Source organism: Lacrimispora sp. (assembly GCF_032078915.1).
In the GTDB taxonomy this organism is placed as follows: Bacteria; Bacillota; Clostridia; order Lachnospirales; family Lachnospiraceae; genus Lacrimispora.
In genome coordinates, this window is record NZ_DAMAUN010000086.1 from 1 (window position 1) to 25,016 (window position 25,016).

The 25,016-nt window shown below is 45.0% G+C and carries 16 protein-coding genes and 1 pseudogene; 13 read left to right on the top strand and 4 right to left on the bottom strand.

The annotated features are described in order from the left end of the window. From RT269_RS24205 to RT269_RS24230, 6 genes and pseudogenes are all read left to right on the top strand, one after another. A pseudogene (locus RT269_RS24205) lies at positions 1–454 on the top strand (PTS 2-O-a-mannosyl-D-glycerate transporter subunit IIABC); the annotation flags it as partial. A 21-nt stretch (positions 455–475) separates the two neighbouring features. Next, the gene (mngB, locus tag RT269_RS24210; protein WP_313186488.1) at positions 476–3,079 is read left to right on the top strand and encodes a mannosylglycerate hydrolase; all 2,604 of its coding nucleotides are present in this window, start codon (positions 476–478) and stop codon (positions 3,077–3,079) included. Between the two features lie 353 nt (positions 3,080–3,432). Beyond that, positions 3,433–5,325 carry a beta-glucoside-specific PTS transporter subunit IIABC gene (locus RT269_RS24215; RefSeq protein WP_313186489.1) on the top strand — a complete coding sequence of 631 codons (1,893 nt, stop codon included), beginning with the start codon at positions 3,433–3,435 and terminating at the stop codon, positions 5,323–5,325. Positions 5,326–5,338: 13 nt separating this feature from the next. Continuing rightward, positions 5,339–6,763, top strand: a complete 1,425-nt coding sequence (locus tag RT269_RS24220) for a glycoside hydrolase family 1 protein (protein WP_313186491.1) — start codon at positions 5,339–5,341, stop codon at positions 6,761–6,763. 38 nt (positions 6,764–6,801) lie between these two features. Next, the gene (locus RT269_RS24225; RefSeq protein ID WP_313186493.1) at positions 6,802–7,659 is read left to right on the top strand and encodes a PRD domain-containing protein; all 858 of its coding nucleotides are present in this window, start codon (positions 6,802–6,804) and stop codon (positions 7,657–7,659) included. After that, a complete protein-coding gene (locus RT269_RS24230; protein WP_313186494.1) occupies positions 7,656–8,852 on the top strand; it encodes an MFS transporter in 1,197 nt (398 codons plus the stop codon). The genes RT269_RS24225 and RT269_RS24230 overlap by 4 nt, the downstream gene beginning before the upstream one ends. 34 nt (positions 8,853–8,886) lie before the next feature. Here RT269_RS24230 and RT269_RS24235 read toward each other — a convergent pair whose 3' ends face one another. The 4 genes from RT269_RS24235 to RT269_RS24250 form a co-directional block, all read right to left on the bottom strand. Then, on the bottom strand, positions 8,887–10,560 hold the full coding sequence (locus RT269_RS24235; RefSeq protein ID WP_313186495.1) for a S8 family peptidase: 1,674 nt from the start codon (positions 10,558–10,560) through the stop codon (positions 8,887–8,889). Positions 10,561–10,635: 75 nt separating this feature from the next. Further along, positions 10,636–11,181 (bottom strand): nitroreductase family protein, encoded by a 546-nt coding sequence (locus RT269_RS24240; protein WP_313186497.1) that lies wholly within the window; start codon positions 11,179–11,181, stop codon positions 10,636–10,638. Between the two features lie 105 nt (positions 11,182–11,286). Beyond that, entirely contained in the window at positions 11,287–12,345 is a 1,059-nt protein-coding gene (locus RT269_RS24245) for a hypothetical protein (protein ID WP_313186499.1), read from the bottom strand. Between the two features lie 120 nt (positions 12,346–12,465). Continuing rightward, positions 12,466–13,047 (bottom strand): TetR/AcrR family transcriptional regulator, encoded by a 582-nt coding sequence (locus RT269_RS24250; protein WP_313186501.1) that lies wholly within the window; start codon positions 13,045–13,047, stop codon positions 12,466–12,468. A gap of 241 nt (positions 13,048–13,288) precedes the next feature. On the opposite strand from RT269_RS24250, the gene RT269_RS24255 reads away from it, so the two are divergent. The 7 genes from RT269_RS24255 to topA all read left to right on the top strand — a co-directional run. After that, positions 13,289–15,472, top strand: coding sequence for an efflux RND transporter permease subunit (locus RT269_RS24255; RefSeq protein WP_313186503.1), 2,184 nt, complete (start codon positions 13,289–13,291; stop codon positions 15,470–15,472). Continuing rightward, positions 15,459–17,696, top strand: a complete 2,238-nt coding sequence (locus RT269_RS24260; RefSeq protein WP_313186505.1) for a hypothetical protein — start codon at positions 15,459–15,461, stop codon at positions 17,694–17,696. The genes RT269_RS24255 and RT269_RS24260 overlap by 14 nt, the downstream gene beginning before the upstream one ends. 491 nt (positions 17,697–18,187) lie before the next feature. Continuing rightward, positions 18,188–19,516, top strand: a complete 1,329-nt coding sequence (locus RT269_RS24265) for a putative DNA modification/repair radical SAM protein (protein ID WP_313186506.1) — start codon at positions 18,188–18,190, stop codon at positions 19,514–19,516. Continuing rightward, positions 19,513–20,292 (top strand): TIGR03915 family putative DNA repair protein, encoded by a 780-nt coding sequence (locus RT269_RS24270; protein WP_313186507.1) that lies wholly within the window; start codon positions 19,513–19,515, stop codon positions 20,290–20,292. Before RT269_RS24265 ends, RT269_RS24270 begins: the two co-directional genes overlap by 4 nt. Positions 20,293–20,488: 196 nt before the next feature. Then, positions 20,489–22,036 (top strand): YifB family Mg chelatase-like AAA ATPase, encoded by a 1,548-nt coding sequence (locus tag RT269_RS24275; protein WP_313186509.1) that lies wholly within the window; start codon positions 20,489–20,491, stop codon positions 22,034–22,036. After that, entirely contained in the window at positions 22,023–23,123 is a 1,101-nt protein-coding gene (gene dprA / locus RT269_RS24280; protein WP_313186511.1) for a DNA-processing protein DprA, read from the top strand. Before RT269_RS24275 ends, dprA begins: the two co-directional genes overlap by 14 nt. Positions 23,124–23,137: 14 nt before the next feature. Beyond that, positions 23,138–25,016: type I DNA topoisomerase (topA, locus tag RT269_RS24285; RefSeq protein ID WP_313186512.1), on the top strand; the 1,879-nt coding region annotated here is incomplete at its 3' end.

A 25,016-nucleotide genomic window follows, 5' to 3' on the forward strand; every position in this document is an offset into this window, starting at 1 on the left:
ATTCTGCGTTGGCGCTATGTCAGAAGGGATTCTGATGCCGTATGCGGCATTTGCTTCCATTAAAATGGTATCTGCATTTGCAGTAACCTTTGCAACACTGGGCTTTAAGAAGTATTTTACACAGGAAGAGAGGGAGGCCGGGATGTCTACCTGGATTCTTGGACTTGCCGGAATTACCGAAGGCGCAATTCCCTTAATGATGGCAGATCCGATCCGCGTGATTTTTTCTCTATGCGCCGGTTCCGCAGTGACAGGGGCAATTGTGGCTATGTGTAATATCGGCCTGGATGTGCCTGGGGCCGGAATTTTTTCCTTGTTTTTATTAAAGGATGGGCTTGGCGGATTCGTGAATGCCGTCATATGGTTCTTTGCGGCTGTACTGGGAGCGGGTATTTCTACCATTCTTCTGGTATTATTGAAAAAAGCAAAATTTAAGAAACAACAGAAAGCGTAAAAAAGAAAGGCGGAGAAACGTTTGGCAGATCGTATACATGTCGTTCCACATTTTCATTGGGACAGGGAGTGGTATTTTACCGCGGAAGAATCTAAAATTTTACTGGTGCGTGATATGGAAGAAGTTCTCGCCGTGCTGGAAACCAAAAGGGAATACCCCTGCTTTGTCTTAGATGGACAGACCTCAGTCCTGGAAGATTATTTTTCAGTGAAGCCGGAAAATTATGAACGTGTAAGGAAACTGGTTCAGCAGGGAAGGCTGATCATAGGCCCATGGTATACCCAGACCGATGAGATGGTAGTCGGAGGGGAATCCATGATCCGAAATCTGCTTTATGGTATGATGGACTGCGAAAAACTGGGGCCCCGTATGGATATTGGTTATCTGCCGGACTCTTTCGGGCAGACGGCCCGGCTGCCGCAGATTTTAAATGGATTCGGAATCAAACGGTGTATATTTTGGCGCGGGACCTCGGAGCGGATGGGGATGGACAAAACAGAATTTTACTGGGAAGGCCCGGACAAATCAAAGGTTTTGGTCCAGCTTCTGCCGCTGGGATATGCAATCGGGAAGTATCTGCCAATAGAGCGGGATGAGCTGAAAACGAGACTGGATAAATACCTTCCGGTATTGGATAAGGGAGCCGCAGGAGATGATATACTCCTTCCTAACGGCCATGACCAGATGCCGGTTCAAACGAATATTTTTCAGGTGATGGAACAAATCGAAAAGCTGTATCCGGGAAGAAGGGTTTCCATAGGGCGTTATGAAGATATTTTTGAACGCACGGAGGAATTAGACAGCCTGGATACTCTTAAGGGAGAGTTTCTGGATGGAAAATATATGCGTGTTCACAGAAGCATTTCTTCATCCAGAGCTGATTTACAATCAGCAAATACCAGGATTGAAAACAAAATAACGAATTTACTGGAACCCCTGATGAGTATTGCCTATAGTCTGGGGGTTCCATATGAACATGGTCTCATGGAGCAGCTGTGGAAAGATCTATTGAAAAACCATGCCCACGATTCCATTGGCTGCTGCTGCAGTGATAAAGTTCACCGGGCGATCGGAGACCGTTTCTTTCTTACAGAAGAACGGGCCGACCAAATGATGGATTTTTATATGCGCCAGATTGCTGACAGTATGGACAGTACCATATCTGTGGATAAGCTTACTGCATTTAATCTGCTTCCTTATGAAAGAACCGTGGTTATAACAGGGGAGGTCATAACCAGGATCCATAATTTTGAGTTGGAAGATGAAGCGGGCAGGAAGATCCCGTTTGAGATTTGCAGAAAGGAGACCATAGATCCGGGATTGATTGACAGACAGATCGTACATTATGGTAATTATGAGCCGTTTGTGAATTATGAAATTGTTTTCCAGGATACCATACCGGCGATGGGATACCGGACATATTTTCTAAAGGAATCACAGGGAGAGGGCCGCAGCGTGTCCGAGGGCACCTTAACAGACGTGCTTGAAAACAGGTATTATAAGATCCAAGTGTCCCAAAACGGTACCTTATGCATTACGGAGAAGGAAAGCGGAAATACCTATTCAGAAGTCCTTTTGCTGGAAGATGGCAGTGACGACGGGGATGGATACGATTATTCCCCGCTGGAAGAGGATTACGTGGTTACCAGCAGGGCTGCTGGTGCAGATGTGAAGATCCGCTGCTTAAACCATAAGACGAACGCTGAAATCCGGTATATCATGCCGGTTCCAAAAGATTTGGAGAGCAGAAAGAACAAAAGCTGCGATGCTGAACTGGAGGTGTTTTGGAATATCACTCTAAAAAAGGATTCCAGAGTCATTGAGATCACAGCAGAAGTTCATAATCAGGCAAAGGATCACCGCCTTCGGGTTCTGATACCAAACGGCATGGGAACACGGCATTCTGTCTGTGACAATCAATTGGGAGTTATAAAGCGTCCGGTGACAGACAGCGCAATGGAAGTATGGGAGAAAGAAAACTGGTCGGAGCGCCCGGATTCCATCTATCCTTTCCTTTCCTACGTGTACCCGGAGGGAGACAGGGGGATTGCAGTCTTAACTAATTCTGTGCGGGAATATGAAATGACGGGGAAAGAGTATGACACGACAGCGATTACATTGTTCCGCTGTGTCGGTGTGCTGGGGAAGGAGAATTTATACCGCCGTCCGGGAAGACCTTCCGGAATTAAGATGGAGACGCCGGATTCCCAGATGCAGGGAGTACAAAGATTTGAATTTGCCTTAACAACCTGGATTCCATGTGCACCGCAGCAGGCAAAAGAGTATATCACACCGGTAATCACATACAATAAGATGCCATACCATGCGATGAAATTGAATCCTACTGAAATCAGGGCGCCGTATCAGTACAGCCTTCTAAAGATAGAAGAAAAAGGATTGATCTTAAGCGCGCTGAAAAAAGCGGAAAAAGCAGATGAACTGATTCTTCGCTGTTATAATCCATTTGACTGCGGCCTTAAGCTCCGTGCAGATTCAAATCGGCTGGTCTGGAATGAACGCAGGCTGGATGAAAAGGATAACGGGAAAAATGAAGACTGCAGATGTATTCTCATTGAACCTGGACAAATCAGAACATTAGCGGGCAGGTCGGAAAATGAACCGTAAGTTTTAAGAGTAACGGGAGCAGATAAGGAAAACAATCTGCTCCCTAAAAATAAAACCACTATTTTTGTAAATAATAGACGATTTTTGCGTTGAAAAATTGGGAAAAATGCAGAAAAATCTAAAATCAGTTGCATCAATTTGCAAACGGTGTTATATTGTATTCAGTTTAGTACAACTAAATAGCAAAACAGGAAGACGTGTTACTGGTAATGCAGGCAAGATCGGATTGAGCAAAGAGTTATAAGGCTTATTATTTTTAGTCTTATGATTTGAATCGCTTGGTCGGGTCTTTTTTTATTTTGTCATACCGGCCGGATGATGAGATATGATAACACTTGAAAGGGGTTTGGAAAATGAATTATAATCAAATAGCCAAAGACATCATAACAAATGTCGGCGGTTCCGATAACATAAGGGGACTCACCCATTGTTTTACCAGATTAAGGTTTGAGTTAAGAGATACAAAGAAGGCAAAGAAAGAAGTAATTGAACATCTGGAAGGTGTTATCTCCGTAGTGGAAAGCGGGGGGCAGTTCCAGGTCGTTCTGGGAACAAAAGTCACAAAGGTTTACGAAGCGATCCTTCCCATGATATCATTAGAGGAAAACACAGCCGGAAGCGAAGAAAAGGGTTCTGTCTGGAACTGGATCCTGATTGCCATTTCCTCCATGTTTACACCCATGGTTCCGGCGATTGCAGCCTCCGGACTTTTAAAAGGTCTCTTGACCATCACAAGAATTACTGCCTCCAATCACGGGATGGATATTACCGTCAACCAGACTTATATTCTCATTATGGCTGCCACAGACGCCTTGTTTTATTTCATGCCAATCATTCTTGCCTATACCAGTGCAAAGGTATTTAAGGCAAATGAATTTATTGCCATGGCACTTGGCGGTACCATGTGCTACCCGGCGGTTGTTTCCCTGATGACTGGGAGTGAGGCTGTCAGCATGTTCGGCATTGCCATTACAAAGGCAAGCTATGCGTCATCCGTGATTCCCATTATCATCGGAGTATTTATTCTTGCATATATACAAAAGTTTTTAGAAAAGATAATTCCTGAAGTATTAAAAATCATACTGGTTCCAGGCATATCCCTGCTGGTTATGATCCCTGCGACCTTTATGGTGTTTGGCCCCATCGGCATCTACATCGGTAATGGCATCAACTTTATCTACACTGGGATGATGAACTTAAGCCCTGCTCTGTGCGGAGCTTTTGTGGGCGGCATGTGGTGTGTATTTGTTATTTTCGGAGCACACAGAGCCCTGCTTCCCATTGGTATCAATGATGTGGCCCAGTTCGGCCACCAAAACCTGCTGGCTTTTGCCGGTGCTGCAAATTTCTCCCAGGGCGGTGCAGCTCTTGGAGTCATGTTAAAAACAAAGAGCAAGGATTTAAAAACAGTTGCAGCTTCTGCGGCCATATCCGCTTCTGTTTGCGGCATCACGGAGCCTGCTATTTACGGTTGTAACCTGCGGTTAAAAAAGCCCATGATCTATGCAATTATCTGTGGAACCATCGGCGGTGCGATCATGGGTGTGGGAGGCGTTTACGGCGATTCCTTTGCCAATAACGGAGTGCTTACCTTTGCAACCTATGCGGCTTTCGGTATGAAGACCTTTATTTATTATCTGATCGGTGTTGCAGTATCCTTCTTTGGCGCAATGGGACTTACCTTCCTGTTTGGATTTGATGATATTAGTGGAAACGGCGAACGGGTTTCCGGTTCAGGCGAAGGATCCGCCGAATCCCAGGATGTTTTGGGTATTACTTCTGGGGCAGACATATTGATCAGCTCACCGGTGGAAGGTACTGCAGTGCCCATGACATCGGTAAGCGATGAGGTTTTTTCCTCTATGGCATTGGGGAACGGAGTTGCGATTGTCCCGGAAAAGGGTGAAGTTGTCGCTCCGGAAGACTGTACCGTGACCTTGGTTTATCCGACGCTTCATGCCCTGGGTCTAATGCTGGACAGCGGAGCTGAAATGATCATTCACGTTGGAATCAACACAGTCCAATTGGAAGGAAAGCATTTTAAAAAACATGTGGAAGAAGGCGCCCATGTCACTAAGGGAACCAGACTTATATCCTTTGACTTAGATGCCTTAAAAAAAGAAGGATATGATACGGTTGTTCCGATCATCATCAGCAATACCGCTGCCTTTCGCGAGGTAACGGGAATTACCGGATCTGGAGCTTCTCTTCAAAAGCCGGTGATCGCTATCAAAAATAATCAGTAAAGGAAATATAGATATGGAAATCACAAAAACAAATTTTCCAAAAAACTTTTTATGGGGAGCTTCCTCTTCGGCATTCCAGATAGAAGGCGGATGGGACGAAGGAGGAAAGGGCCTTACCGTTGCTGACGTCAATTCCTTTAAGCGCTCGGATATCCAGGCTGACAGCAAAACCGCCAGTGACTTCTACCATCATTGGGAGGAAGATATCCGGTTAATGAAGGAACTGGGAATGCAGATTTACCGGTTCTCCATTTCCTGGGCCAGAATCATACCAGATGGAGATGGAGAGATAAACCAGGCAGGGATTGATTTCTATAATAAAACCATTGACTGTCTGCTTAAACAGGGTATTCAGCCCTTTATCACCTTATATCACTTTGATCTTCCCTATGCCCTTGCCAGGAAATACAACGGCTGGGAATCCAGAGAATGTGTAAAGGCCTTTGAGCGTTATGCAAAGATATGTTTTAAAGCCTTTGGAGACAGAGTCACCTACTGGCAGGTCCATAACGAGCAGAATCTTATGGTGAGAGTAAACGAACGGGTGAACATCACAACGGATGATGCGTGGGAAGCCGACCGTCAGAGAGCACAGATGGACTACCATATGTTCCTGGCTCATGCCCTGGCAGTGAAAGCCTGCCATTCCATCATACCAGATGGAAAGATCGGTCCTGCGGTATCCTCCACCTGTACCTATCCGGAAAGCAGCAGACCGGAAGATGTTTGGGCGGCCCGGATGAACGACTGGTTTAAGACGGATTACTGCCTGGATATGCATTACTACGGCCGTTATCCCGGATATTACATGCGCTATCTGGAAGAAAGGAATATCGTACCGGTTATGGAACCGGAAGACGAGGAGATTTTAAAAGGAGGGGCGATGGATTTTATTGCCCTGAATTATTACCGGACCCTGTGTGTCCGGTACCTTCCCACTGATGAGGGGCATCTGGCAGGGGAGAGGGCCTTCCCCATCAATGAAGTGGATTTTGACCAATATGGTTATTTTCATCATATTAAAAATGAACATCTGGTTTCCAGTGAATATGGAGCCCAGATCGATCCGCTGGGCCTTCGGACCGTATTAAACAGTTATTATCAGAAATACCACCTTCCCCTTATTATTACGGAAAATGGCCTGGGAGCTGCCGATACCCTGACTGAAGACGGCAAAGTCCATGATGAGTACCGGATCAGCTATTTAAAGGCACACATTAAGGCCATAAGCCAGGCAATCGAAGACGGGGTTTCGGTCATGGGTTATTCTCCCTGGTCGTTTATGGATCTTCTCAGTTCTCATGAGGGCTTCCGCAAGCGGTATGGTTTTATCTATGTCAATCGGGATGACCATGACTTAAAGGATATGAGCCGTGTGAAAAAGGACAGTTATTTCTGGTATAAGCGGGTGATTGAAACCAATGGAGACGAACTCTGAGTTTGCTTTCGTGAGAATAACAGAAATGGGGTTGGGCTATGAGGGTTGTAAAAGTAATGAATAATTCCCTGCTGCTGGCACTTGATGACAGCGGCAGGGAAGTGATCCTGATGGGAAAAGGAATTGGATTTAATAAGTCCATTGGGCATCATTTAAAAAGTGAAGACATTGAAAAGGTATTTGTCTTAAAGGACCGGTCTATATCAAAGAATATCATCCGGCTTGCATCCGAAATAGACAGTACCTATTTTGAACTGGCCAAACAAGTCATTGATTATGCCATTGACACCTATGGAATGGTATTGATGGAGCATATTTATCTGGGACTTACAGACCATTTATCTTTTGCGGTAAAAAGGAACAATGAGGGGATTTTAATACAGAATTTCTACACACAGACCTTAAAACGTTTCAATCCAAAGGAATTTCAAGTTGGGTTATATGCCCTGCAGCTTGTGAGGGAGCGGCTGTCAGTGGAGCTGCCTGAAGATGAGGCTGGAAATATTGCCTTTCATTTTATCAATGCACAGACAAATAACTCAAACAGTACGGATAACCAGAAGATATTTGAGACAGTCAAGGGCATTTTGGATATTGTAAAATACAACTTTTCCATTCTCTACGATGAGGACGGAATCGGCTACACCCGCTTTGTGACTCATCTGCGCCTCTTTGCACAAAGGCTTGTAAACGGCAGTCAGGATTTATATGATTATGAGGATTCCTTTTACACCCATGTCCTTGATAGCTGTCCCAGGGAATATGAGTGTGTAAAGAAAATCGGTGTGTTTATCAGAGAAAAATTTGAATCAAAGCTGTCCAAACAGGAAGAGATGTACCTGGCTGTCCACATTCACAGAATTTTAGAGGAATACGCTCAAAGGGAAAAAACATGAAAGAACAGACGTTAAACCAGCTTACGTTTACGCGCAGACAGGAGATCCATTACCTTGCTATGGTATCGCTGTTCTGGTTTGCGCAATATGTATACATTCCATACCAGACGACTTTTTTAACTGCCGGCGGAGCCAGCAGCGCATTTACCGGAATGGTTGTGGGGGCTTATGGAATTTCCCAATTGGTGTTAAGGCTTCCCATAGGCCTTTGCGCGGATTCTGTTGGCAGGCATAAATATTTTATAATGGCAGGAGCGATTGCCTCCGGAACCGCATCTGTTTTCCGGGTGTTCTGGTGCAATGGCGCAGGGTTTCTGGTTGCCAATTTCTTCTCCGGACTGGCTTCTGCCATGTGGATTTCTTATATGGTGTTCTACACCAATCATTTTTCTGCAGGAGATCAGCAGGCTGCCACCAGCCGGATCGTACTGTTTAATAATTTTGGGATGCTTCTTGGTTTTCTGTGCAGTACAATCAGCTATCATCGCATCGGAATGGCAGGAATCTGCATGTTAAGCATGTGCGCGGGCCTGATGGCGTTTCTTCTTTCAATTGGTATTAAAGAAACGGCTGGTAAACCCGGAATACATAAGACCAGAGAACTGCTTTCTGTCTGCAATATCAGGCGCTTGTGGCTTTTCTCTTTCATAGCTCTGATTCAGCAGGGGATCCAGCTGACGACTGCCATGTCGTTTACGAACCAGATATTAAAAGAATTGGGCGCATCGGATGGGATTGTGGGGATATCCTCTGTGATCTACATGATATCATCCGTAGGATTTGCGGCTTTCGCAGCTTCCGGGACCTGCAGCCGCAAAGGTCCAAGGTTCTGGATCCCACTGGTATTTGCTGTTGTGACTTTCTATTGTATCCTGGTTCCGGCCGCAGGGAGCATACTTATGCTTTTACTGCTGCAGATTTTACCTGGGATGTCCACCGGTATCTTATTCTCATTTGCAACCTCGGAAGCAATGCGGGGCATTCCGGCCGGCAGCAAATCTACGGCCATGGGAATGTACCAGGCTGTTTATGCGCTGGGAATGACAACCTTCCCGATCTTTACCGGGGCGCTGGCCGCCAGGGCAGGAATACAGACCGGGTATTTACTGCTGGCCGGGCTTGCCTGCCTGGGTGGAATTGGGGCAGTGGTGTATTATAAAAAAGTAGCTGCCAACCATGGGTTAGGCAGCTAAAGCCACTTTTCACATTCTTAATTCCACGAATTCATCAAATTACAGATATCCTTTGAAACAGTTTGTATACGTCTATCAGCCCATATCCCCAATACTCATTGGGATAAGAAAAGGCGCTGTCTCTCTGTGCCCCCCGCATGATCATATGGTTGATCTGGACGCCGGTGACGGTAGTGTGGTTGCCTTTGCAGTACCCCCATTCCATGACCATGGCAGAGGCTCCCGCTGCGTGTGCGGCGGCGGCGCCTGTACCTGTAAGGCTGCCATATTGATTTCCTGGGAGCGCGCAGGGAATCTGGTATCCGGGAGCGGCGACATTAGGATTGATTTCCCCGAATCTGGAAAAGCCTCTTCCTGATTCTCCCAGAATACTGCCGTCAAACTGGTTGTAAGCGGCAACTGTCAGGGGAGTTCTGGCATTTCCCGGGGCTGTTATGGTGGTGCTGGGGGTGGCCTGATAGAAATATGTCTCGTTTGAAATCAAGCTCCCTGACGGCAGCCAGGAATGGAAGGAAAAAGGTTCATTTTCTATGCTTGTGACCTGGAAATACCAGATTCCCGGAGTTGGATTGTCAAACCGCACTAAAATAACCTGATCTCCGGTTGAACCTTCCAAAAGGATATTGTTGATCCAAAAGGTAGTTTGGCCCATGGAAAGGCTGAATTTTTGGCAAACTCCGGCAGGGGGGGATATGCTCTGAATGATTTCCTGGTTAGGCGGGAATATTTCAATGTTTACTTTCCCAGGAGGAAAGGGCCAGATTTCCATTGTGAATTTTTTATCGTTTTTCCCGATTTTTAAGTTAAAGCCATTGCGGAAAGGAGTAGCCGCCGAATGGTGGAAATAATGTCTGCGGCTGTCTCCTTCATTCCCTGCGGCTACCAATACGTTATTTCTGGGCATTTGTACGATATGTTCTAAGTAAGAGCTGATCACTCCCAATCCATCATGGCCTCCCTGATTGCTTCCCAAGGCGATGCATATAACGAGAGGAAGATCTTTTTTTTTCGAAACGGAGAGCAGGTATCGGATTCCCAGCATAATATCGGATTCCTGATAGCACAGGGCATTATCCGGAGCAAAGAACAGCTCTTTTAAGTTTTGCTTTGCTTCCTTTAATTTCACTATGATAAGTTCGGTTTGGGGAGCAACACCGGTAAAGGAGTTTTGTTCATCGGGGCTGCCGGCGACTATACTGGCGATTGCCGTACCATGTCCATTGTTGTCAACAGTAGGCACCATGGTTAAGGGGGTCTTGGATTTCAGTGCGGTATTGATGTGTTTTTTCGTGTATTCTGAGCCGAAACTAAAGTCCCTGGGAGGCCTGCCGGTCTGGTCGGTCTGGTCCCATATGGAAAGAATACGGGTGGTACCGTCATGATATTTGAATGCGGGATGCTGGTAGTCGATTCCGGTATCTATGATTCCGATGGCTACCCCAAGCCCCATCAGGCTTAAATCAGGATGTCTCCGGACATTGGTAATGCCTGATTTTTCTATGCTCACTTTAGAAGTAAGTGTGAAAAGAGAGGGGAAATTATCATAAGGAAACCGTCCCAGGTCACAGGCGTCCATATTGTTTTTCCATATATGCACCAAAGAATACTTATCATTTAGAACCGTAAGATTATTACCGGTATCAAAACCGGGAACTAAAGAATTGCTAATGATCAAGTCATAATATTCATTATCCAATATTTTGTTCATGCTAAAGCCCCCAACCTGCTATTTTAAAGGCAGTATATAGTTATCTTATGCATGAATATGGGGGTTCATGAAAGGTTACCGTTCTTTGGGGGAGTCAACGCCGCTAAAGGAGTTGCAGAAAACAGTATGGTCTATATCAAACCGTTTCTCGTGAAGAGGGTGAGGAGCGCAGTTTTCCCCGGGATAGCTGATAGGAAGCAGAGCAACGGGAATTAAATGTTCCGGGATATCAAATGACGAACGGATGCATACAGGGTCAAAATGACCTACCCAGGTACTGCCTAATCCTAAATCAGCCGCTTCAAGCATCATCTGCGTGGCTACAATGCTGGCGTCAACTTCTCCCATATCCTTATTATCGTAAGACCTTTTCCAGCTGACCGTGGAATCATAACATACCAGCAAAGCCAGAGAAGCATGAAAATGATAAGGGGTACAGGATTTTAATTTGGCGAGATTTTCTTCACTGTCAATGACAAGAATCCGCTGTGGCTGGTAATTCACTGCAGTAGGAGCGACTCTTCCGGCTTCCAGGATCAAATCCAGTTTTTCCTTTTCTATTTTCCGGTCGCTGAATTTTCTCATTGAGTAACGTTCTTTTGCCAATTGTAAAAATTCCATTCAAACATCTCCTTCTATTTTTTATAAGCTTACTATAGCATAAAAAGGAAAATAAGAAAAGACGGAACCGGTCCGTTAAGGACTGTCCGTCTTTTTCGTGTGAAATCATCCCAGCGGAGTTGTCTTTCCTGTTACTTCATCATACTGAAAGGCTACAATGCTGGTTTCATAGTCGAATAAATAGGTGGCTATATAAATCAGGGTACTGTCAGGCTGGCGTTTATATGTCCTGACTCTATAGTAATTTTTCCCGTCTATTTTAGATATTCCAGGTGATGCGATAAATTCATAAGAGCCGGAAGCTTCCGCCAGGCCAAGCTTATCCTGGCTTAGGGAGCGGACGGCATCCTCTGCCTGTACTATGGTATTGGTCGCTTTTGGCTGTTTTTCAAAATCCGTGATTTTCTTTTTCTGCTGATTCCACTGATCCTTAAAATAGGTGCTCCAGGGTTGGTTCTCTTTACTGGTGGTTACGGTATAGCTGTCCGCTTCGGATTCCAGGGTAATGGAAAGATAGGAAGCGGAATCTTTAGACGGCCCGGCAAGCTGATAGAACTCGGAGCTTGTCTTAAGGGTCTCGTCTGCGGAAGGCTGTCCGGGCTCTGGCTGTTTGGACTGATCCGTTACGTTAATGAAATTCTTTTTTTCCTCCAGGTAATCCATGTAGCTTTTTATATCAGCGGAGGTGTCTTCCACATGAAGATATTTGTAACTTGCCTCCAGGCCAGAGGTTCGTGAAGCAGTGCCGGCAGAAGATTCCTTAGGTTTATCTGTCTGGTCAACGGTTTCCTTCGTTTCTGTTTCAAGGCTGGCTAAAGAGGCTTCCTGCTTTTCAAATTCGCGTTCACCAACAATTTCAGTAACCGAAGAAATATCTTCTTCTTTCGAAAAGTAGTAGGTCGGTGCTACTCCTGCCTTTTCTTCTGGCTCATCCTTTTTTTGGGAAGTCAGCAGAATAATGGCCTGAACAGATCCCATAATAACGATCAGCAGGGCGGCTCCCATCAAAACGAGAACTCTTTTATTTTTAGGTAATAGACCTTTTCCTTTGGCTTTTGGAGCTTTGGCCGGTTTCGCTTTATTTTGTTTGTTTTTTACTGCATTCCCTTTTTTGGGGGGCGTCTTGGGAATCTTCTCATCTTTGGATTTTATAATTTTCAGCATAAAGTTCATCCTTGTGTAATTATTGATGCAATCTACAGTTAAATGGCTGTATGACATCGCTACCCATATATCGGTTGATTCCTGACGAAAAATAAGGATTCCTGACAAAAAATGATTTGTTTAAACAGCAAGGAGCTTTTGTGCAGTTCCCATGATCATCTTATCCACAAATTCGGCTACCTCTTCCTTTGGCTGCTGCATATCCGTATCAAGCCATTGTTTCAGGACACCGGTCAGTCCATAAGTGATAAATTCAAGGTAATAGTTTAAGGGTATTTCCCTGGCAGCAGGATACTGCTCCCTGATGATTGCTGTACCGTTTTTTAAAACAAGGGTATGGAAACGGTTTACAAAATCATTGGAGGAGCTGTTTTCAAAAAGGATTTTACATATCTTTTTGTTCTCCTCAATATAATGAATGATTGGTATGACAACGGGCAGGAGCGAACCCTTTTTAAAGGCATAGCGGCAGTTGCTTACCATATCCTGAAAATCATCTAAGACTTCGGATTCCATATCCTGTAACAGGCTGTAAGTATCTGCATAGTGAAGATAAAAAGTACCCCGGTTTAAATCTGCCAGCTCCGTGATGTCTTTCACGGAAATATTCTTAAAGTCCTTTTTTTCCATGAGTTCAAGAAGACTTTCCTTCAATAGCTTCTGAGTTTTTCGGATGCGGCGATCCTGTTTTTGAGTTTCCATATGATTCCTCCAATTGTGTTTCTGGGTTTGCATCTCATTTCAGAGCCTGAATCTCTGAAAATTATGAACACTATATCAAAGAGTGTTGAGTATTGCATGAAAAAAGATTTTTTGATTGTTAATGGATTTTTCTTCATTCATTGATTATTGAAACTTATATACAAGAGTATTATAATGTACACATGTTCAAAAGTCAATTAAGGTTCCGTTAAAAGAATAGTGATGGGTAATGGAGGAAAATATGAAAAAAGACAAAAGTTTATTTGATAGAATCGTACATATCATTGTGTTCAAGGGAAAGGAAATAGAGATTTTTTTCTTTCTTACGGCCATCATCTGTGCAATCTGTTTTCCTTTTGTAAAGGTCAATTACGATTTAAGTAAATACCTGCCGCAGTTTGCCCAGACGAAACAGGCTCTTGATGTGATGGAGGATGAGTTTGGATATCCTGGAATGGCCCGGATCATGGTAGAGGATGTAAGCCTTCCGGAAGCTCAAAAAATAAGGCAGCAGATATCGGATCTGGAAGGGGTGGATCTGGTCATAGGTCCTGATATGACAACAAATGTCTATATGGGAGCCTCTTTTGTGGACCAGGGGATCACCGATATGATGTCTGTGGATGCCTTTTCCATGGAAGACTATTATCATGACGGGTATGCGCAGATTGACGTGATATTTGAAAATGGTGATGATAGTCAGGTGACCCGGAAAGCGGTAGACGGGATCTATGAAATTATAGGAAAAGACAGAGGCTATTTCGCAGGAAGCGCCGTATCCAGTAAAGAGCGGGAAGAGTCCATTACAAGAGAGATTACCATGGCCATTGGAATGGCGTTAGTAATCATCTGGGTGATCTTAACCCTTACCACAACATCCTGGATGGAGCCGTTTTTGTTTATCTTCGTCATGATAGTGGCCATCGTTATGAATATGGGATCCAACCTGATGTTTGGCACCATATCATTTTTCACCTTTTCCACGGCAGCCATTTTGCAATTGGCAGTGTCCATGGATTATTCCATTTTCCTTTTACATACTTTTACGGCAATTAAGAATACCGGCATTGAGATACACGAAGCCATGGAATTGGCAGTAAAGGAATCCTGCAGTTCCATTCTGGCAAGTGGGGCGACCACCATTGTAGGGTTTCTTGTAATTGCATTCATGCGTTTCACCATCGGTAAGGACGTAGGTTTTGTGCTGACGAAGGGGATCCTCTGCAGTCTGGCTACCGTACTGTTCCTTATGCCGACCTTGATCCTGCACTTTAATGATAAGATTGAAAAAACAGCTCATAAGCCATTCATCCCTTCTTTTGACCGGTTTGCAGTATTGATGAACCAGATCCGGAAGCCTGTTTTTATTATTGCCATTTTCCTGGCCGTTCCCTGTTATTTCGGACAGAACATGAACGTATTCTACTACGGGGATGATGCCATTGGAGCCGGACCTGGAACCAGAGTTTATGAGGATACCAGGGCAATCAATGAGGAATTCGGAAAATCAAACATGATCATCGGAATTGTTCCCAATGGTTCTGTTGTGACGGAACGGCAGCTGACAGAAGCTTTGGAGGACTTGGATTTTGTTAATTATGCCATGTCCATGGCAGGGACAATACCGAAGGGAATTCCGGAAAGCTTTCTTCCGGAAAAAGTGACTGAACAGCTTCGGAGTGAAAAGTACGCCAGGCTTTTGATTTCCTTAAACACAGTCCAGGAGAGTCCGTATGCCTTTGAATGCAGCCAGAAGCTGGAACAATTGATCAGGGAGTACTATCCGGAAGATGCCTATGTGATAGGCATGACCCCTACGACGATTGATATCCGTGACATTTTAACGGATGACTACAATAAGGTTTCCCTGTTGTCTTTGGCGGGAGTGGCTTTGGTTGTTTTTGCAACCTTCCGGTCTGTTCTGGTACCGATCCTTGTAATTATACCGATTGAAGTGGCCATTTATTTAAACATGACGTTACCCTATGTACTGGGAGATTACATGGTATACATTGGATACATCATCGTAAGCTGCCTGCAGTTGGGAGCTACCATTGATTATTCCATCCTGATGACCAATAATTATCTGGGCTTCCGAAAAACCATGAACAATACGGACTCTGCCGAGGCTGCTATTTCAAAAAGTACCCTTTCCATTCTGACGTCAGGCGGTATTCTTACGGTAGTCGGTTATCTTTTGTATTTTACGTCGTCCATACAAGCGATTTCCCAGGTGGGACGCCTGGTGGGAAGGGGAGCGCTTTTAAGCATGGTTTTGGTACTTTCCCTTCTTCCTGCCTTACTTAGCACCTTTGACAAGCAGATCCAGAATCAGCAGTTCCGCGCGGCGAAGAGAAGAGAAAAACGACGTTTAAGATATGGAAAAGTGAAAATCAAAGGAGAGAACGATCATGAAGAAGTATAATAGAATCCTAAGTATGGGCCTGGCTGTCATAGTCTCCCTTGAGTCCGTACTGCCGGCCCTGGCCTCGCCTGATGTGCCCCAGTATGATGAAACACTTTATGTGACCATGGACCCTTATGGGGGGATCAAGGAAAGCAGTATCGTAAAGAATTACCAGATGAATGGAAACAGCATGGTAGTGGATTACGGGGTTTACGATAAGGTATTGAACTTAACGGACCATTCGGAGCCTGTGATAGGGGAAGACGGCTCTGTCACCTTTTCTCCGGAAGAGACGGGAAACCGGTTTTACTTTGAAGGCAGGACCCAAACAGAGAAATCCCAGCTTCCGTGGGATATTAAAGTAAGTTATCGCTTAAACGGTGTAGAAAAGAAAGCAGAAGAGCTGGCCGGTGAAAAGGGCCTGATTGAAATCAATGCAGATCTGGTTCCCAATCAGGGAGTTTCCGATTACTACCGGAACAACATGGCCCTCATGGCCAGCACAGTTGTAGACATGGATAAAAACTTAAGCCTGGAAGCGGAAGGAGCCCAGGTACAGTCTGTCGGTAATTTAAATATGGTCGTTTTCTTTCAACTGCCTGGAGAGGAAGGCCATTATTCCATCCGCATCGGTACAGATGATTTTAAATTTTCCGGCTTAATCTTTACCATGGTGCCTTTGACCGTAAGCCAGCTTGATAAGATTGCAGATTTAAGAGATGCCAAGGAAACCATGGAGGATTCGGCAGATGCGATCAGCGACAGCCTGGATGTGGTTTTAGACACCATGGGAAACATGCAAAAAGGCATCGCAGATACGGCGGATGGTCTCAGGGGACTTGACAGGACCAGGCAGATATTTGCCGATTCCAAGGGTAAGGTGTATGAAAATGCGGATGAAGCTCTGGCAGCTCTTGACAATTTGTCCCAGACTATGCGGCCCTTTTATAACCATACGCAGAATGCCGGAAATGCTTTAAATGAGATCAGGACCCAGACAAATCATATGGTGGGAGTTCTTGATGACCTGTCACCGGATCTTGGCGATCTGCAGGACAGTGTCCGGTATTTAAGAAATGAAGTGGATGACCTGCGGAAAATGGCGAAGAATTCTCAGACGGATATGAAATCCCAGGCTTTTATGGGGCAGGTCAAAAAAATAGAAGGACGCTTAAATACCCTGACAACGGAACAGCAGCAGCTGGCAAAGGAACTTGCCTCCCTTGGGCAGTCGCTTCCAAAGCTTACGGCCCTTAGCAATACCCTAAGTACATCGGCGGCAGGAATGAAAAATACTGACTTACAGGATCTGATCCAGGAGATCCAGGATGAAGGCCTGATGGACGAAGACGAGATAGCTTCCTATTTGTTTAACGAAAAAGACTATTCGATACCGGAAATCAATGCTCTTACCGGTTATCTGTCTTCCGCTTTGGCAACCGGCCGTAAAGCCACCCCAAGCAATGGATCCAAGGAAATGCTGGAAACAGCCGCACCTTTAGCCGCGCTTCTTCCGCAGATTGTAAACAGCGGTGCGGGACTGACCGGAGATCTGGGAACAATGCTTGGAATGACTGAGATGCTGATGGCAGACTTACAATCCTTAAGAGGCCCTATAAACGGAACGATCAACGGAGTAATTGACATAGCAACTGCTACAGGGAATATCTGTGATACGGCCGATGATCTAATCAACTCTGTGGATGAGTTAAATGGTATTTTAAACCGTCACCATGATGATATGATCGCGACCTTAAATGATATTGGAAAAATGACAGACAGCGCCTCCAGAGGCATTGATTCCATGAACGTATTTTTCCGGTCCCTTGAAAATCAGATGAAAGTGGTAGGCGATTCCTTAAACAGCAGTACGGAGAAAACCTTAAACGGCCTTGCCGGTACGTTAGATGAGGCGGGGAATGGGCTGAATCAGACCGAGGTATTGAGAAACGCAAAAAATACCATTAAGGATATGATTGATGACAAATGGGATGAATATACGACAGAGGATACTACAATTTTAAACATTGATTTGGAAGCCTCTCCGGTGTCCATGACCTCGGCAAAAAATCCGTCTCCAAGAAGCATTCAGATAATTCTGCGTACTGAGGAGATAAAAGATAAGCAGGACAGTGATGACGTAAAAATAGATGAAGACTTTCATCCTGACGGAAATTTTTTCCACCGCATCGGGAATGTATTCAAATACATTTGGAGGACTGTCACTTCTGTTTTTAAATAACCGTACAAAAGGACCTGTCATATCTTGAAACATGAAGAGAAACCATGGGAAGGTGCATTGTATCCATCATTGTATCCAGCTTTGTAAGGTTTCTAAGCACACGCCGATTTCTTCATCCAGATGGCGGATGGCGGAGCGGAATTTTACGGATACGCGCCGGAATCGGCAGATGGATCAACCGCAAGGGGGGCGGAGCTGAAAGATTTCAGGTTTATGAATTAGCAGCAGAAAGAGAGAGATTATGCATTTTAGCCTCTTTTCTGCTGCCTTTTTTATTAAGAATGTTTTTTTATTTAAAAGATTCCCATTTTTTTGTTTCTGCGCTTGCAGCTTGTACATCTGCGCATCTTACGGCATTCCCATATTTAGAAATTTCATGACCCCGGATACTGTGAAATCTTTAAAATAAAGAACATACATTCGAAAGCACTTGAAAAAAAGGTTTGCCTATGCTACAATAAAGGAAAAGAACGTGCGTTCGAGGTGAAGAAATGCTGATTCAGGAAGAATTAAGTGTACAGGAAAAGCTTGAAATATTATCAGATGCGGCAAAATATGATGTTGCCTGTACTTCCAGCGGAGTGGACCGAAAGGGAAAGGCAGGGACCCTGGGGAATACAACGGCAAGCGGAATCTGCCATAGCTTTTCTGCAGATGGCAGATGCATATCCCTTTTGAAAATATTATTTACCAACCAGTGCATCTATGACTGCAAGTATTGCATCAACCGATGCTCTAACGATGTTGTGAGAACTGCTTTCACACCTGAGGAGGTGTGCCAGCTTACGATCCAGTTTTACCGCCGCAATTATATTGAAGGGCTGTTCCTCAGCTCGGGAGTCCTTCACAGTGCGGACTATACCATGGACCTGATTTATCAGACCCTTAAAAAGCTGCGGGAGGAATACCATTTTCACGGTTATATCCATGTAAAGGCCATTCCGGGTGCAGATCCGGTATTGATCGAAAAAACCGGATTTCTGGCAGATCGTATGAGTATCAATCTGGAGCTTCCGACTGCCGACGGACTTAAGAAGCTGGCTCCCGGCAAAAGCAGGAGCAAGATTCTTACTCCCATGAAGCAGATTCAGAAAGGAATTACGGCGAATCGTTACGAGCTGATGGAATACAAAAAGGCTCCGTCCTTTGTACCCGCCGGTCAGAGCACTCAGATGATCGTGGGAGCCACTGGGGAAAATGATTTTCAGATGATGATGGTAGCAGAGGCGCTTTATCAGAATTATGATTTAAAGCGGGTTTTTTATTCTGCATTTGTTCCGGTCAATCAGGACAGCAGTCTGCCGACCCTTCCTGGGGGCCCTCCTCTTTTGCGGGAACACCGGCTGTACCAGGCAGACTGGCTCATGCGTTTCTATGGATTTCAGGCAGGAGAGCTGCTTTCCGAAGATCGTCCTAATTTCAATGTATTTCTGGATCCAAAGTGTGATTGGGCTTTGCGTCATCTGGAATTATTTCCAGTGGAAGTGAATCGGGCAGACTATTATACCCTTCTGAGAGTTCCCGGAATGGGAGTGAAGTCGGTGAAGCGTATCGTTGCAGCCAGAAGGAATGGCCCGCTTGATTTTGATGCCTTAAAGAAGATTGGAGTTGTATTGAAGCGTGCGATTTATTTTATTACCTGTTCCGGCAGGATGATGTATCCGGTTAAGATCGAGGAGGACTTTATTACCAGCCATCTTGTGGGAGAGGAGCATAAAAAAGTATGGGACATAGGTTCATCAGGAACCTTTCGGCAGCTTTCTCTGTTTGATGATATGAATGTACCTGCTTTGACAGATTTGGGAGGAGTCCGGCTATGAAGACAGTCTACTTGTGTGAGAATAGTGTGGAAGGCATTCTCAGCGGTGTATATGCTGCATGGACCAGCAGAAAGGGACATGGGAATGTGAAACTTGGGCTTATAGGGGATGAATATACGATGGAGCTGTTCTGCCAGTATGAGGAGGTTCCGGTCAATGCCCAGAGTGTTGACAAGGTGGTACAGGCGATTAAGGGGAAGATTTCGGAGGAAGCCTATATTGCCGTATACAAGGCTGCGTTAAGTAAGGAAAGGGACCGTGGGGATAAAATATACCGCTTTTTAATTTACGGATTTCATTTTGGTGCAAAAATAGTCCATATGCTTCAGGTTCAAGAGGTATACGAAATATTTCAGATGTGCCGTAATATTGATAATGAGACTCATCTGCTCACGGGCTTTGTGCGATTTGTGGAGATGGAGGGTGATCTTTTGGTGAGCCGGATCGGGCCAAAGAATGATGTACTTGTTCTTCTTGCTCCTCATTTTATGGACCGCCTGTCAGGAGAAAACTGGGTTATTTATGATGAAAACAGGAAAAAGGCGGTTTTGCATCCGGCATTTCGGCCTTGGTTTTTGGTGGATTTAATTTCGCCGGAATGGGAGAAACGAATGAAAAAAGCGTCGGATGAAGACGAATATGAGGAGCTTTTTCAGCGCTTTAGAAAAAGCGTTTCCATAAAAGAACGGACAAATCCGGTCTGTCAGCGCAACCACATGCCGCTCCGTTACCGGGCCTATATGCCTGAATTTTCCCATGGTTTAAAAGATTCCTGATTCTTTCTGATTATAGGCAGATGAGAGAAAAACATTGCCATTTTCCTTTTTTTCGGTTATCATAAAATCAGGTTCCGGTTCAGGAACATTCCAGATGCGTTTCTGCATGTTTTCCAAGCTTGTTATTTATGAAACAGATTCATGAAATACCCTGCCCCAAAAGCACAGGCAGGAAGAATGAAAGGAGAGGCGATTTTTGTATAGTAAGGTTCATAGTGTGGGAATTAAGGGAGTAGAAGGGGTCCCGATCCTGGTGGAGGCGGATGTCAGCGATGGGCTTCCAGGCTTTTCCATGGTTGGTTATCTCTCCTCTGAGGTAAGGGAAGCTCAGGACCGGGTAAGAACGGCGTTAAGAAATTCCGGCTTCCGGCTGCCTGCAAGAAAAGTCACTATCAATCTCTCCCCGGCCGACATACGCAAGGAGGGAACTGCTTTTGATCTGCCCATTGCGGTGGCCATTCTGGCAGCCTCCGGCTTGGTTAAACCTGCCGCTTTGCATAGTTGTGTAATTTCCGGGGAATTGGGATTAGATGGGGAGATTAAGCCTGTAAGAGGAGCCCTTTCCATTACAGCTGCAGCAAAAAAGGACGGAAAGATCCAGTGTTTTCTTCCCGGAGAGAATGTCAGGGAGGGATTAGTAATAGAAGGAATAGAAGTTATTGGAGTGGATCATCTGAAAGATTTAACGGATCAGTTAAACGATCCGGAGAAGCAAAAAACAGGGTCCTGCGGAAATGGGGAGCTGATGGGGCGGCAGGAGGCTTATGACGTTGATTTTTCAGAGATCGGAGGCCAGCTTTTTCTAAGACGGGCCACAGAAGTGGCGGTGGCAGGTATGCACAACATTCTTTATATAGGACCTGCAGGGACTGGAAAGACGATGCTTGCAAAGAGGATTCCAACGATCATGCCGTCTCTGTCAATGGAGGAGGCAGTGGATATATCAAAGATATACAGTGTATGCGGGCTGCTTTCCAAAGAAGAGCCTTTGGTGGTAAGAAGGCCCTTTAGAAGCCCTCATCATACCATCAGTCCAACGGCTCTGGCCGGGGGAGGACGAATACCAAAACCAGGCGAGATCTCACTGGCATCCGGAGGCGTTCTGTTTCTGGATGAACTACCCGAATTTCAAAGAACTACCATAGAGCTTCTAAGGCAGCCTCTTGAGGAGCGGAAAATAACGGTTACCAGAATATTCGGTGCCTATGAATTCCCGGCGGACTTTATGATGGCAGCGGCTCTAAATCCCTGCCCCTGCGGCTTTTTCCCGGATCGGACAAGATGCAGATGTTCTGAACTGCAGGTACGCAAATATTTAAGCAGGATATCAAAACCATTGTTGGACCGCATCGATATCTGCGCAGAATCCGGGGCGGTCACATACGAAGAACTGCAGGAGAGAAAAGGCGGTGAATCCTCTGCGGCAATACGGAGACGGATTGAGAATGCAAGAAAAATTCAAAAAAAGCGGTTGAAAGGCTGTGGGATCTACTTTAACAGTTCCATGAATAAAGCCCAGATTGAGGAGTCCTGCAGTCTTGGAAACGAGGAGCAGAAGTTTTTAAAGAAGGTATATGAAAATCTGGGACTCAGTGTGAGAGGCTATGAGAAGATCTTAAAGGTATCAAGAACGATTGCGGATCTGGACGGCTCTGAAAGGATAAGAAAAGACCATCTGGCAGAAGCGGTAGGACTGCGCAGTATGGAAGGAAAATATTGGGGAGGAATTTATGGACGGTCATGAGGAACGGGAGTATTTATACTGGCTTTGTCATGTTCCCGCTCTGGGAGCGGTAAAAATAAAACGACTTTATGATTACATCGGAAGCTATAAAGGAATATATAATATAGAAGGAAAAGAACTGGAACAGTCAGGACTTTTAAAACAGACAGAAGCTTCCATTTTTGAGGAGATGAAACGTAAAAAAGACGCTTGCATAGCAGAGCTGGAAAAACTGGAAAATAGAGGAATTCATTTTGTTACGCCTTATGACATAGAATATCCGAAACGGCTTCTTTCAATTTATGGATATCCTATGGGAATCTTTTTTAAAGGAAAGCTTCCTGATGATGAAAGACCGGCGGTTTCCATAATCGGAGCCCGAAACTGTACCAATTACGGAAAGCAAATGGCATCCTGCCTGGCCAGGGAGCTGTCTGTGGCAGGTATTCAGATCATAAGCGGATTAGCATATGGAATTGACGGTGCAGGGCATCAGGGGGCGCTGGAAGCCGGCGGAGACACCTATGGAGTTTTAGGCTGCGGGATCAATATCTGTTATCCTAAGGAGAATTATGGATTATATGAACAGATGGCGGTCAAGGGCGGAATTATTACGGAGTTTATGCCAGGCGAAGCGCCAAGACCTTGTAATTTTCCCATGAGGAACCGGATCATCAGCGGGCTGTCAGATGGGATTTTAGTTATTGAGGCCCGGGAAAAAAGTGGTTCTCTGATCACGGTAAACTTAGGACTTGAGCAGGGAAAAGAAATTTTTTCTCTTCCCGGAAGGGTCACAGATCCCTTAAGTGCAGGCTGCAATCGGCTTATTTCAGAAGGCGCAGAAATATTGTTAGGTCCTGATTCTGTGCTGGAATATTTCAAATTGCAGAGTGGTAATATATTAAGAGTTCATGAAAAAAATGAGAACGGACTTGTCAAAAAAGAAAAAATGGTGTATAGTTGCCTAGATTTGCAACCGAAGAATCTGGAAGAGATTATATCTTTAAGCGGATTGTCTGTCAGTGATTGTTTGAGCACTCTTCTGGAATTAGAACTCAAAGGCTGTGTTGTACAGACATCCCATCAATATTATGGTAAGAAACTATAGGCGAGGAGTTTGGTATGGCGAACTGTTTAGTAATTGTGGAATCACCGGCAAAGGTAAAAACGATAAAAAAGTTCCTGGGAGCGAATTATGAAGTGGATGCCTCTAACGGACATGTGAGGGATCTTCCGAAAAGTCAGATGGGAATTGATGTGGAGCATGATTTTGATCCCAAATATATAACAATCAGAGGAAAAGGGGATATTCTGGCTAAACTTAGGAAAGAAGTGAAAAAGGCCGATAAGATTTATCTTGCGACTGACCCTGACCGGGAAGGAGAAGCGATTTCCTGGCATCTGTTGAAGGCTTTAAAGCTTGATGAAGTGAAGGATAAGCAGGTGTACCGGATCAGCTTTAACGAGATCACAAAGAATGCGATAAAGGCTTCCTTAAAAACCCCGAGAACAATTGATATGAATCTGGTAGATGCCCAGCAGGCCAGAAGGGTTTTGGACCGTATGGTTGGATATATGATCAGTCCCCTCCTTTGGGCTAAGGTAAAGAGAGGCTTAAGCGCGGGCAGGGTCCAGTCAGTGGCATTGCGCCTGATCAGTGACCGGGAGGAAGAAATCAATGCATTTATTCCGGAAGAGTACTGGAATCTGGAAGCCGTTTTAAAGCAGGAAGGAAGCAAAAAGCCCTTAACCGCAAAATTTTACGGTGATAAAGACGGCAAGATTGCCATTGGTAAAAAGGAAGAACTGGATAAGATACTGAAAGGCCTTGAAAATCAGACGTATCAGGTAGAGGAAGTTAAAAATGGGGAAAGAGTTAAAAAGGCTCCCATACCATTTACTACCAGTACCCTCCAGCAGGAAGCATCTAAGGTACTTAATTTTTCAACCCAGAAGACCATGCGTCTTGCTCAGCAGCTGTATGAAGGCGTGGAGGTTGCAGGACATGGGACCGTGGGTCTTATCACCTATTTGAGAACCGATTCCACCAGGATCGCAGAGGAAGCAGATATTGCGGCAAGAGAATATATCGGAAAGCAGTACGGCAGCCAGTACGTAGCAAATGGGGAACAGGCGAAAAAAAGCAATGCAAAGATCCAGGATGCCCACGAGGCGATCCGTCCTACGGATATTGCCCTTACGCCGGTTATTGTAAAAGAATCCCTGCAGCGGGATTTATTCAGGCTTTACCAGTTGATCTGGAAACGTTTTACAGCCAGCAGAATGCAGTCTGCCGTTTATGCGACCACTTCAGTCAAAGTGGGGGCTGGAAACTATGTCTTCACACTTTCCGCTTCCAAACTGTCCTTTGATGGTTTTATGTCCGTATATATTCAGGAAGATGAAAAGGAAGATACCAATGTATTACTGGGAAATTTAGAAAAGGGCAGCATCCTGAAACTGGATAAACTTGAGAGCGGACAGCATTTCACCCAGCCGCCGGCGCACTTTACGGAGGCATCTCTTGTAAAAGCTATGGAAGAACAGGGGATAGGACGCCCAAGTACTTATGCTCCCACCATCACAACCATTATTGCCAGACGGTATGTGGCAAAGGAAAATAAAAATCTTTATGTGACGGAGCTTGGCGAAGTAGTTAACAGCATGATGAAGCAAAGCTTCCCAAGCATCGTTGATATTACGTTCACTGCCAATTTGGAATACCTTCTTGATAAAGTGGGAGATGGGTCTGTTCCGTGGAAGACTGTTGTGAAAAACTTCTATCCGGATTTAAAAGAAGCGGTAGACAAAGCCCTTGTGGAATTGGAATCTGTGACCATCGCTGATGAGGTGACGGAGGAGATTTGTGAGGTATGCGGCCGGAACATGGTGATAAAGTACGGTCCTCATGGTAAATTCCTGGCTTGCCCCGGATTTCCGGAATGCAAGAATACAAAGCCTTATCTGGAAAAAGTCGGTGTGCCTTGTCCGAACTGCGGAA

What these genes read in the sequence shown, in the direction of transcription:
- RT269_RS24215 (WP_313186489.1), top strand. Translation starts at nt 3,433, where the DNA reads ATGAATTATAATCAAATAGCCAAAGACATCATAACAAATGTCGGCGGT.
- RT269_RS24220 (WP_313186491.1), top strand. Translation starts at nt 5,339, where the DNA reads ATGGAAATCACAAAAACAAATTTTCCAAAAAACTTTTTATGGGGAGCT.
- RT269_RS24225 (WP_313186493.1), top strand. Translation starts at nt 6,802, where the DNA reads ATGAGGGTTGTAAAAGTAATGAATAATTCCCTGCTGCTGGCACTTGAT.
- RT269_RS24230 (WP_313186494.1), top strand. Translation starts at nt 7,656, where the DNA reads ATGAAAGAACAGACGTTAAACCAGCTTACGTTTACGCGCAGACAGGAG.
- RT269_RS24235 (WP_313186495.1), bottom strand. Translation starts at nt 10,560, where the DNA reads ATGAACAAAATATTGGATAATGAATATTATGACTTGATCATTAGCAAT.
- RT269_RS24240 (WP_313186497.1), bottom strand. Translation starts at nt 11,181, where the DNA reads ATGGAATTTTTACAATTGGCAAAAGAACGTTACTCAATGAGAAAATTC.
- RT269_RS24245 (WP_313186499.1), bottom strand. Translation starts at nt 12,345, where the DNA reads ATGCTGAAAATTATAAAATCCAAAGATGAGAAGATTCCCAAGACGCCC.
- RT269_RS24250 (WP_313186501.1), bottom strand. Translation starts at nt 13,047, where the DNA reads ATGGAAACTCAAAAACAGGATCGCCGCATCCGAAAAACTCAGAAGCTA.
- RT269_RS24255 (WP_313186503.1), top strand. Translation starts at nt 13,289, where the DNA reads ATGAAAAAAGACAAAAGTTTATTTGATAGAATCGTACATATCATTGTG.
- RT269_RS24260 (WP_313186505.1), top strand. Translation starts at nt 15,459, where the DNA reads ATGAAGAAGTATAATAGAATCCTAAGTATGGGCCTGGCTGTCATAGTC.
- RT269_RS24265 (WP_313186506.1), top strand. Translation starts at nt 18,188, where the DNA reads ATGCTGATTCAGGAAGAATTAAGTGTACAGGAAAAGCTTGAAATATTA.
- RT269_RS24270 (WP_313186507.1), top strand. Translation starts at nt 19,513, where the DNA reads ATGAAGACAGTCTACTTGTGTGAGAATAGTGTGGAAGGCATTCTCAGC.
- dprA (WP_313186511.1), top strand. Translation starts at nt 22,023, where the DNA reads ATGGACGGTCATGAGGAACGGGAGTATTTATACTGGCTTTGTCATGTT.